The sequence below is a fragment of the Megasphaera sp. AF13-6AC genome, from assembly GCF_027685385.1.
Taxonomy (GTDB): domain Bacteria; phylum Bacillota; class Negativicutes; order Veillonellales; family Megasphaeraceae; genus Megasphaera; species Megasphaera micronuciformis.
Window position 1 is genome coordinate 5,071 of record NZ_JAQCUN010000021.1, and the last position, 10,403, is coordinate 15,473.

Genomic DNA, 10,403 nt, shown 5'->3' on the forward strand with positions numbered 1-10,403 from the left:
TACAGAGCATACCTGCCCTTGTTGCGGGCATACTACGAAATACATAAAGGACTACCGAGTCCGTACGATCAACTTAGGTAGTATCCATGGTTTATATATTTGTGCTAAATACAAGCAACGTAGATATTCTTGCCCTCAATGTACTCTTACTACCTTCTTCAAACGGCTATACGGAGGGATGCAATAACAAGATCAAAGTATTGAAACGAATAAGTTACGGTCTTAGACACTTTGGGCGCTTCCGAACTCGTATTCTATTGTTGAGCAAAAAGAACGGCACCGAACACAATGGTGTTCGATGCCGAAAAAAACTGGTTGGGTAGCTAGACCCCAACATTTGCAAAAGAACCTAAAAAAGACGCCGACTGCTTTGGCAGTCGGCGTCAAAGGTTATACAGAGGTGTTTACTGTAAGTAATATACCACTTCTACCGATTCACTGAAAGTATTCGTTCCCGGTTCGATGGGCGTGGACGTTTCCATCTTTGCAGCCCGCAGGCTGAACATATCGACAGTTGCCTTGTAGGAGGGGGAGTTACCGTTAATGGTAATGGATTTCACATCGCCCAAGCGATGTCCCGTCGCTTCGGCAGCAGCCTGAGCCGTTTGCTTGCCGTTGTAGATAGCCGTTTTAATCAGGTTGGAACGTACCGTATCCGCCTTTTCCGTCGTAAAATAAACGCCGCTAATGTCATTAGCGCCGTCTTGCATAGCTTTCGCAATGAGTTTGGAGATGAGCGTAAAGTCCGTGACTTTCAGTTCCAAATTATTGGAAACGGAGTAGCCGTTGATTTTCTGATTTTTATCATAGGTCGGATAGACAGTGAAGTTTTTTGTCTTCATGTCCTTTTGGGCGATACCCAGAGAAAGAGCCGAGTGTTGTACACGGTTCATAATAGTGTCGTTTTGCATGCGAGCTTCTTTAGCCGTAGCTGCCGTTGTGTTCATGCCTACGGTCATATAAGCCGTATCGGGAGCTACTTTTTCTTCCGCATAGCCGGAAACGGAAACCGTAGGCGCTTCGTTAGCCGCATCGGCATAAGAAGGAGCCGCACAAATGAGAGATGTGGATAAACAAGCACAAAGAAGTGCTGTTTTTAAATATTTGGATGTCATCATATTTCCTCCTTGTAAAACTTTCTACAAAACTTTTTTTATTATATCATTACCAAGAAAAATTTAAAAGCCTTTTCAGTACCGGTTGTGAGTTGAAGGAGCCTATATAAATAGTGTAATATATAATACTGAATGAAAATATCCCTTTTATGACAGTTAGGATGAGTATATATGCTGGAATTCCCCATTAAGCGAACGATTACTATAGACGATTCGAAAAAAGGCCGCAAGAAAAAAAGCGCTCAAAAAGAAAAGGTTATTATTAAAGGCAGTGTCAATCTGCCGGTAAGAGAACCGTTGAAAAAATTGGACCCTTTGCCGAAAAATGCCAAAAATCTGGTTATCGTCGAATCTCCCGCTAAGGCCAAGACGATTGAAAAGTTTCTCGGTAAAGACTTTAAAGTTCTTGCCAGTCGCGGGCATTTGCGCGATTTGCCGCGCAATCAATTCGGTGTCGATGTGAGTCGTGATTTCGCACCGACGTATATCGATATGTATGATAAAAAGAAAATTATTGAGGAACTGAGACACGAGTATGTACGCTCCAAGAAAGTGTACCTCGCAACTGACCCTGATAGAGAAGGTGAAGCTATTTCCTGGCATTTGGCGCATATTTTGGAAATGGATTTGCAGGAACCGTGTCGAATTATGTTCCATGAAATTACGAAGGACGCCGTTACGGCAGGTCTCAGTGATCCGGAACCGATTGATTTAAATCGTGTGGATGCTCAGCAGGCACGACGAATTTTGGATCGTATTGTAGGGTATCAATTAAGCCCCTTATTGTGGAAAAAGGTCTGCAAGGGACTTAGTGCCGGTCGTGTGCAATCTGTAGCCGTACGTCTTATTTGCGAACGCGAAGAAGAAATAAAAGCCTTTGTGCCTGAAGAATATTGGTCCGTATCGGCTGTCTACGAAACTGACGACGGCATGAAAATTACGGCTGACGTAATTAAGGAAAAAGGCAAGAAAATAAAATTGTCCGATAAAGCCGCTGCTGACGCCGTAGAGGCGGAATTGCGTTGGGAAAGTCGTAAGGAAAATCGACCTGCCGATAAGGTTACCAAGGTAGAAAAACGCAAGCGTAAACGGATGCCTCAGCCGCCGTTTACTACATCGACAATGCAGCAGGAATGTGTAGGCAAGTTGAATTTCGGTGCTAAAAAGACGATGATGCTGGCACAGCAGTTGTACGAAGGCCTTGAATTAGGCGGTCGCGGTCATGTAGGGCTTATTACCTATATGCGTACGGATTCGACGCGAATTAATGAAGATATGATTAAGGGCGCTCGAGAATTTATCGCCAATGTGTACGGTAAAGAGTTTGTGCCGCCTAAACCTCATGCGTATAAGTCACGAGCTACAAGCCAAGACGCTCACGAAGCTATCAGGCCGACCTCGCTGGAATTGACGCCGCAAGTCGTCTCCGCTTTTTTATCTCGTGACCAACTGCGTTTGTATACACTCATTTGGAACCGTTTCCTTGCCAGCCAGATGGCTCCTGTTGAAACGGAACACATGTCCATTACAGTGGAAAGCGGTAACTATGAATTAAAAGCTTCGGGATATACGGTACTCTTTAAGGGATTTACGGAGCTTTATGAAGAACAGAAAGAAAAGGGAAGCCAAGAATTACCGCCTATTCATGAAGCTACAATCGTGCATAATAAAAAGGTTGAAAAGGTCCAGCATTTTACTCAACCGCCGGCTCGCTATACGGAAGCCAGTCTGATTAAAACGTTGGAAGAAAAGGGCATCGGACGACCCAGTACGTATGCTCCTATTATGGATACGATTAAGAATCGAAATTACGTGGAAAAGCAGGATAAACAATTCGTACCTACAGAATTGGGTGTAGTAACAATCAAGTTATTAAAAGAATATTTTGACGGCATCATTAATGTAGACTTTACAGCTCATATGGAAGAATCTCTGGACGGTATCGAACAGGGAAGCGATACATACACACACGTACTTAAAGAGTTTTACGAGGTATTCAAGCCTGAATTGGATCATGCGGAAGAAGGCATGGAAAAAGTAACCGTAGCCGGACAGGAATCGGGAGAACTGTGTGAACTTTGCGGCTCTCCCATGGTTTATAAATTCGGGCGTTTCGGAAAATTCTTGGCTTGTTCCAATTTCCCTGAATGCCGTAATACGAAGGCTATTGTCGAAGATACGGGTATTACTTGTCCCAAGTGCGGTGAAGGCAGTCTGATTAAGCGAAAATCAAAGCGCGGTCGCACCTTCTACGGATGTAATCGTTATCCTGATTGCGACTTTGTCTTATGGAATGAACCGGTAGATAAAAAATGTTCTCTTTGCGGCAGTATTATGACGGTCAAACATTATAAAAACGGACAGGATAAACTCTTTTGCAGTAATGATGCTTGTGAAAATCATAAAAAAGGTGAGACAGTCAATGAAAAATAGTCTTCTTGTAATCGGAGCCGGCCTGTCCGGTGCCGAGGCGGCTTGGCAGGCGGCTCAACGCGGTATTCCGACGGAGCTTGCGGAAATGCGTCCGCACAAAAAATCGCCGGCCCACCATACGGATTTTTTCGCCGAGCTGGTGTGCAGTAATTCTTTTCGAGCCGCTAACGTGGAAAATGCGGTGGGCCTTTTAAAGGAAGAAATGCGTCGTCTGGGGTCACTGATCATGGAAGCTGCCGATGCTACCCGTGTTCCCGCCGGTGGAGCCTTGGCTGTCGACAGAGTTCCTTTCAGTGAATATGTTACGGAAAAGATTAAAAACCACCCTTTAATTACGATCACTCATGAAGAAGTGACGGAAATTCCCGAGGATCGTCCTTGCATTATTGCCAGCGGCCCTCTGACATCCGACGGCTTGTCGTCGGCCATTGCCCAACTGACAGGTGAAGAATACTTTCACTTCCATGATGCGGCTGCGCCTATTGTTACTGTCGAGTCCCTTAATATGAATAAGGTGTACAGAGCGGCACGATACGGTAAGGGCGGTGCCGATTATTTGAATTGCCCTTTTACGGAAGATGAGTATAAAGCGTTCTGGCAGGCTTTAACGACGGCCGAATGTGCCGAATTACATGAATTTGAAAAGGATGATACCGTCTTTGAAGGATGTATGCCCGTAGAAGTCATGGGATCTCGCGGTATCGACACGTTGCGCTACGGGCCTATGAAGCCTGTCGGTCTGGAACTGCCGGGAACGGATACGGTCCCTTATGCTGTCGTACAATTGAGACAGGATAACGGCAGTGCTACGCTGTACAACATTGTGGGTTTTCAAACCCATTTGAAATTCCCCGAACAAAAACGGGTATTTTCCATGATTCCCGGCTTGGAAGAGGCGGAATTCGTTCGTTACGGGGTTATGCATCGAAATTCATATATCAATTCACCGGAGTTGCTCTTGCCGACCTTACAATACAGAAAAAGAGACTCTCTTTTCTTTGCCGGGCAATTAACAGGTGTAGAAGGATACTTGGAGTCGGCTTCTATGGGACTTTTGGCCGGTATTAACGCTGCCAAGCTGTGCAAGGAAGAAGCCTGCATTACCTTCCCGAAGGAGACGGCGCTGGGAGCGTTGAGTCACTATATTTCCACGGGACCGAACGATAACTTCCAGCCCATGAATGTGAATTTCGGTATTATTTCACCTTTGGGTATTAAAAAACGAATGAAAAAAAGAGAAAAAAATGCACTTTTGGCGCAACGTGCCTTAGAAGCTATTGAAGTGATGAAGGAGAAGATATAAATGGAAACGGCTTTTCATGCAACGACCATTGTAGCCGTGAGCAAAGACGGAAAAACGGCCATTGCCGGAGACGGTCAGGTTACTATGGGAAATTCTGTCATTATGAAAGGAACGGCGCAAAAGGTAAGACGTCTATATAACGGTAAGGTTGTCAGCGGATTTGCCGGATCCGTAGCCGATGCCTTTTCCCTTTTTGACAGATTTGAAGCTAAACTTAATGAATATAACGGAAATCTTATTCGCAGTGCCGTAGAACTTGCCAAAGACTGGCGCAGTGATAAGGTTTTACATAAGCTGGAAGCCCTTTTGCTCGTATCGGACGGAGAGCGGATTCTCATGTTATCCGGAACAGGTGAAGTTATTGAACCCGATGACGGTATCAGTGCCATCGGTTCCGGCGGTATGTATGCCTTGGCGGCTGCTCGTGCCTTAAAGAATAATACGGACTTGACGGCTAAAGAAATTGCCGAGAGATCCTTGCATATTGCAGCGGATATTTGCGTATATACGAATCACAACGTTATATGCGAGGAAATATAGAAAGGGAGACCTTAATTTATGACGGAAAGAGAAAATTTGACGCCTAAAGAAATAGTGGCGCAACTGAATAAATATATTATCGGGCAAGACGGAGCCAAGAAATCCGTAGCGGTTGCTCTGAGAAATCGCTGGAGACGCAAGAAGCTGAGTGCCGAACTGCAAAAGGAAATTATTCCGAAAAACATTTTACTCATCGGGCCGACCGGTGTCGGAAAGACGGAAATCGCCAGACGTTTGGCCGACTTGACGGGAGCTCCCTTTGTAAAAGTAGAGGCGACGAAGTATACGGAAGTAGGTTACGTAGGCCGCGATGTAGAACAAATGATTCGTGATTTGTTGACCAATGCTATTCGCATGGTTCAGGAACGGGAAAGCCGCCGTTTTGAAGAAAAAGCGGAAGCGGAAGCCAATAATCGCATACTTCAAGTCTTTTGGCCGAAGAAAGAGACAGTAAAGGAGGCCGTGACCGATCCGGTATCCTTCCTTTTCGGAAATAGTGAAGGAGAAGAAGAAACGAAGGAAAGCACGGTGCCGTCAGAAACGACAGGTATGTCGGAACGTCGCAGACAAATGGCGGAGCGTATCGCTTCCGGCCAATGGGACGACCGTGAAATCGAAGTAGAAGTGGCTGAAGCGGATAGAGCCGTACAGGGAATCTTGACGGGAAATTCGACGGAAGAATTAACCAATAATTTTCAAGAAATGCTGGGAAACCTTGTACCGAAGAAAAAAAAGAAAAAGAAAATGACTGTAGCCAAGGCCAGAGAACTTTTCAAGGAAGAGGAATTAGGTAAGCTTCTGGATATGGACATTATTATAGAAAAGGCCATAGAGGCGACGGAAGAAACGGGAATTGTCTTTATCGACGAGTTTGACAAAATAGCTGAAAAAGGGCATTCAAACGGACCCGATGTATCACGTGAAGGGGTGCAACGAGATATTCTTCCTATTGTGGAAGGAGCTACGGTAACCACGAAATACGGATCCGTAAAAACGGACCATATCCTTTTTATTGCCGCCGGAGCTTTTCACGTATCTAAACCGTCGGATTTGATTCCCGAATTACAGGGACGATTCCCTATTCGTGTGGAATTACAATCTTTGACCGTTGAAGACTTTAAACGTATTCTTACAGAACCCAGTCAGTCGTTATTAAAACAATATACGGCTTTGCTCGGTGCGGATAATACGGAGCTGGAGTTTACGGAAGACGGGATCGATATGATGGCTGAATATGCTCATCACGTAAACGAAGAAACGGAAAATATAGGGGCCAGAAGATTACATACGATTTTAGAACGTATTTTGGAAGATATATCCTTCGATACACCCTACGAAGAGGCGAAGAAAATTCGCATTGACCGTGATTTTGTGTCGGAGAAACTCGGCAAAGTCGTTACAGATGTGGATATGAGCCGTTATATTTTGTAGGAGTCGTTATGAGAACATACTCAAAAGTCGTAATCAACAAAAAAGCTCTTCGCATGGCACAGACAGGCCACCCTTGGGTATACGGCGAGGAAGTGGTACGTATAGACGGACCCTGGCAGACCGGCGATCTGGTCGACGTATATTCGGAGAAAAATAAATACGTCGGCACGGGTTTTATTAATGATGTATCAAAAATACGGGTGCGTCTTGTTTCTCGAAATGCCAACGATACCTTTGACGATGCATTTTGGCGGCGGCGTGTCGACTACGCGCTCGCTTATCGTCGTACTGTCATGGGGGAAAAGGACTTTTCCTGTTGTCGACTTATCTTCGGTGATGCCGATGAAATGCCGGGGCTGACTGTAGATTTATTTAATGACGTACTGGTGACACAGACGCTATGCTATGGCATGGACCGGATCAAAGAGCGAATATTTAAACCACTCGTAGAAGGACTAAGCTCCTACGGTATTCATATTCGCGGTATTTATGAAAGAAACGATGTGAAGGTACGGGAATTGGACGGGTTAACACAGTATAAGGGTTGGTATGAAGCCCCTTGGCTGCCTGAACGGCCGGGAAAACCGATGACGACTATCTGTGAAAACCATATCCTTTACGATGTGGATATAGAAAACGGTCAAAAAACGGGATTTTTTCTTGATCAGAAATACAATCGTCTTGCCGTGTCCCGCTTAGCAGCCGGTAAACATGTACTCGATTGTTTTACTCATACCGGGGCATTTGCTTTAAATGCCGCCAGAGGCGGTGCCGTATCCGTAACAGCCGTGGATATTTCCGAGGAAGCTGTAGAGCGGACTCTGTCCAATATAGAAAAGAACGATTTTTCGCCTACCGTAAAAGTCGTTCAAGTGAACGTATTCGATTTACTAACACAGTTGGCGGAAGAAAAGAACCGTGACTACGACTTTATTATCCTGGATCCTCCGGCCTTTACGAAGTCCGGACATACACTGAAAAATGCCTATAGAGGATATAAGGAAATTAATTTGAAGGCCATGAAAATTCTGCCCAGAGGCGGATATCTGGCCACCTGCTCGTGTTCTCATTTTATGACGGATGAACTCTTTCGACGTATGTTGAAGGAAGCGGCAGATGATGCAGGCGTTTCGCTCAGACAAATTGAAGGACGTCAACAGTCTCCGGACCATCCGATTCTCTGGAATGTGAGAGAAACTGATTATTTGAAGTTCTATTTATTTCAAGTAGTTTAATAAAAGTAAAAATGCCCCTTATACATAGGGGAAACGGCACCTTGAAAATCGAATTCGATCTTCAGGGTGCCGTTTTTCTATGTCAAAATACTCTAAAAAACGGCATCGAACGCGAGTGTGTTCGATGCCGTGAAAGATCATCTGATTGCTTATATTTCTATAGCCGGTAAAGCCGTTTTACGGTTATAACGCTGCTAGTTAGCCCAGTTTCCGTTTATAAAAACGGGAACAACCGTACCGTCTTCACAAAGTCCCTCGATCATCATATCGGCGGAACCGATCATAAAGTCCACATGAACCATAGAGTCATTCAGACCTGCGGCTGCGGCCTCCTCATCGCTTAAATTCGTACCTCCGGCAAGACATGTAGGATAGGCCTTGCCGAGGGCTAAGTGGCATGAAGCGTTTTCGTCAAATAAGGTTTCATAAAAAAGCATGTTACTCTGTGAAATAGGTGAATCATAGGGAATAAGAGCCGCTTCGCCGAGTCTTCGTGCGCCTTCATCCGAATCCAAAAGGGTTGCCAAAATGTCCTGACCTACGTCGGCCTTAAAATCTACTACCTGACCATCCTTAAAGGTAAGGGAGAAACGGTCAATAAGATTTCCCTGATAGACCAACGGTTTCGTACTGTAAACAATCCCGTCAACTTGTCTGCAATGAGGGGCTGTGAATACTTCTTCCGTAGGAATATTGGCGTTAAAGGGAATGCCTTCAGCCGACTCTTCCGTGCCGCCTTGCCAGATATGATGCTTCGGTAAACCGACGGTAAGGTCCGTGCCAAAGCCGTTTTTATAGCGAAGAGCTTTAAAAGCTTTGTCCGTCAGCCATTGACGGCGTTTCTTTAAGTTATTCAAGTGATGATCCCAGGCTTCTAAGGGATCAGGTCCGTCACTGCGTGAAGCTTTTAAAATAGCGTCTTCTAAAGCCGCATAGGATTCAGTAGAGGTCTTTTCGGGAAAGAGAATAGAGGCCCATTTATGAGAAGGAACGGCGGCAACCAGCCACGTTACTTTAGAGGCCATCATACCGTCCGAGTATTCTTTAAGGGCTGTATGAGATGCCTTTTGGAAGGCGACTAATTTTTCTTTGTCTACGCCTTTCAATAAATCGGGATCAGCGGAAATAAGGCTTAAGAAAGCTGCTCCTTTGCGATAGTAGGTCAGACTGAAATCGCGACGCCACGTAGGGAAGTCTTCGAAAGAAGCCAGCTCTTCATAGTCGTATTTTAAACGTGTCAGGGTATTGCTGCGCCAGTTGAGAACTACTTGGGACGCTCCTGACTCATAGGCTTTTTCCGCCAGGACTGCAACAAAATCGTGTGATTCTACAGGGGCATTAATGACAAGGATTTGTTTTTCTTGAAGATTAATGCCTTTTTTTAAGAGTACGGTCGTATATATTTCCATTTGTTGACGATTCATAAGATACCTCCTAGAGCGAGCGGCGACTTGTATAGAACCAAAGTCTGCCGTTTAAAATAAGAGCATTCAGTCCGAGACTGATTACGAGACTTAGCCAATAACCGTAGGGACCGAAGCTTGTATAATGAGCTAATACATATCCTATGGGAACGGCAATAATCCAGTATGTGACAAAGGCGACGTAGGTGATGATACGGACGTCTTTGTAGCCGCGCAACATGCCCTGGACCGGTGTACCCATAGCATCACAGGCGGAAAAGATAAGAGCGAAGATTAAAAAGGTGCGAATGGTTACGAGTGTAGCTTTGTCGTGTGTGAAAAGGGCGGCAATGTCGTTTAGGAAGGTGAAGGTAAAAAGTGCTGTCAGGACAAGTAATGACAAGGATACGAAGAAACATATCGTATCATATTGCAGGGCTTTGATTTTATTTTTGGCGCCTACTTCATAGCCCACAACGATGGTGGCAGTCAGACTGATGCTCCAGGGAACGGTGTAGACAAAGGTGGAATAGCTGATGGCCGCCTGATTTGCAGCTATATAAAGGGTACCGAATTCACTCATGAGCAGTCCGACAATAGAAAAAAGACTGGTTTCACAAAAGACAGCCACGAACATAGGTAAGCCTAAACGCAGTTGCTCACGACAATGGACCCATGAAAACTTACGGAAATTCGACCATAAACGGTATGCTTTAAACGGTGCCTTGAAATGGAGAATAATGATAAAAGCCGTGCATGTAATCCAGGCTGCCGTTGTCATAGCGTAAGCCGTGCCGGCACCTCCCAGGGCGGGAATTCCGCAGCCTCCGAAGATGAAAAGTTTAAAGAGGCCTATGGAAATAAAAAGATTGGACAGTAATACGCCCATGGAAAGTCGCGTCATTCCGTGGGCATCTACGGCGTAGCGCAGAGTCGCCTGTAC

General features: G+C 45.2%; 10 protein-coding genes. 7 read left to right on the forward strand and 3 right to left on the reverse strand.

The genetic code is table 11. The annotated features are described in order from the left end of the window. Positions 1-43 precede the first annotated feature (43 nt). Both PGX78_RS09485 and PGX78_RS02410 read left to right on the forward strand, forming a co-directional pair. Positions 44-187, forward strand: a complete 144-nt coding sequence (locus tag PGX78_RS09485) for a hypothetical protein (protein WP_442864783.1) — start codon at positions 44-46, stop codon at positions 185-187. Beyond that, entirely contained in the window at positions 126-323 is a 198-nt protein-coding gene (locus PGX78_RS02410; protein WP_442864784.1) for a transposase, read from the forward strand. Before PGX78_RS09485 ends, PGX78_RS02410 begins: the two co-directional genes overlap by 62 nt. A gap of 81 nt (positions 324-404) precedes the next feature. Here the strand turns inward: PGX78_RS02410 and PGX78_RS02415 are convergent, their stop codons facing one another. Beyond that, positions 405-1,118 carry an SIMPL domain-containing protein gene (locus PGX78_RS02415; protein WP_270445238.1) on the reverse strand — a complete coding sequence of 238 codons (714 nt, stop codon included), beginning with the start codon at positions 1,116-1,118 and terminating at the stop codon, positions 405-407. A 168-nt stretch (positions 1,119-1,286) separates the two neighbouring features. Between PGX78_RS02415 and topA the strand changes: the two genes are divergently transcribed. Genes topA through PGX78_RS02440 form a run of 5 tightly spaced genes read left to right on the forward strand, consistent with a single transcriptional unit; the run spans position 1,287 to position 8,057 of the window. Then, a complete protein-coding gene (topA, locus tag PGX78_RS02420; protein ID WP_270445239.1) occupies positions 1,287-3,548 on the forward strand; it encodes a type I DNA topoisomerase in 2,262 nt (753 codons plus the stop codon). Beyond that, positions 3,538-4,851 (forward strand): methylenetetrahydrofolate--tRNA-(uracil(54)-C(5))-methyltransferase (FADH(2)-oxidizing) TrmFO, encoded by a 1,314-nt coding sequence (trmFO, locus tag PGX78_RS02425; protein WP_270445240.1) that lies wholly within the window; start codon positions 3,538-3,540, stop codon positions 4,849-4,851. The genes topA and trmFO overlap by 11 nt, the downstream gene beginning before the upstream one ends. Further along, positions 4,852-5,391 carry an ATP-dependent protease subunit HslV gene (gene hslV, locus PGX78_RS02430; protein WP_270445241.1) on the forward strand — a complete coding sequence of 180 codons (540 nt, stop codon included), beginning with the start codon at positions 4,852-4,854 and terminating at the stop codon, positions 5,389-5,391. An 18-nt stretch (positions 5,392-5,409) separates the two neighbouring features. Beyond that, a complete protein-coding gene (gene hslU / locus PGX78_RS02435; protein WP_270445242.1) occupies positions 5,410-6,822 on the forward strand; it encodes an ATP-dependent protease ATPase subunit HslU in 1,413 nt (470 codons plus the stop codon). Between the two features lie 8 nt (positions 6,823-6,830). Beyond that, a complete protein-coding gene (locus PGX78_RS02440; protein ID WP_270445243.1) occupies positions 6,831-8,057 on the forward strand; it encodes a class I SAM-dependent rRNA methyltransferase in 1,227 nt (408 codons plus the stop codon). 194 nt (positions 8,058-8,251) lie between these two features. Here the strand turns inward: PGX78_RS02440 and PGX78_RS02445 are convergent, their stop codons facing one another. Then, entirely contained in the window at positions 8,252-9,481 is a 1,230-nt protein-coding gene (locus PGX78_RS02445; protein ID WP_270445244.1) for an aminopeptidase, read from the reverse strand. A gap of 10 nt (positions 9,482-9,491) precedes the next feature. After that, the coding region (locus PGX78_RS02450) for an MATE family efflux transporter (protein WP_270445245.1) at positions 9,492-10,403 on the reverse strand (912 nt) is incomplete at its 5' end.

Coding starts and splice junctions, on each gene's coding strand:
- PGX78_RS02415 (WP_270445238.1), bottom strand. CDS start 1,118: ATGATGACATCCAAATATTTAAAAACAGCACTTCTTTGTGCTTGTTTA.
- topA (WP_270445239.1), top strand. CDS start 1,287: ATGCTGGAATTCCCCATTAAGCGAACGATTACTATAGACGATTCGAAA.
- trmFO (WP_270445240.1), top strand. CDS start 3,538: ATGAAAAATAGTCTTCTTGTAATCGGAGCCGGCCTGTCCGGTGCCGAG.
- hslV (WP_270445241.1), top strand. CDS start 4,852: ATGGAAACGGCTTTTCATGCAACGACCATTGTAGCCGTGAGCAAAGAC.
- hslU (WP_270445242.1), top strand. CDS start 5,410: ATGACGGAAAGAGAAAATTTGACGCCTAAAGAAATAGTGGCGCAACTG.
- PGX78_RS02440 (WP_270445243.1), top strand. CDS start 6,831: ATGAGAACATACTCAAAAGTCGTAATCAACAAAAAAGCTCTTCGCATG.
- PGX78_RS02445 (WP_270445244.1), bottom strand. CDS start 9,481: ATGAATCGTCAACAAATGGAAATATATACGACCGTACTCTTAAAAAAA.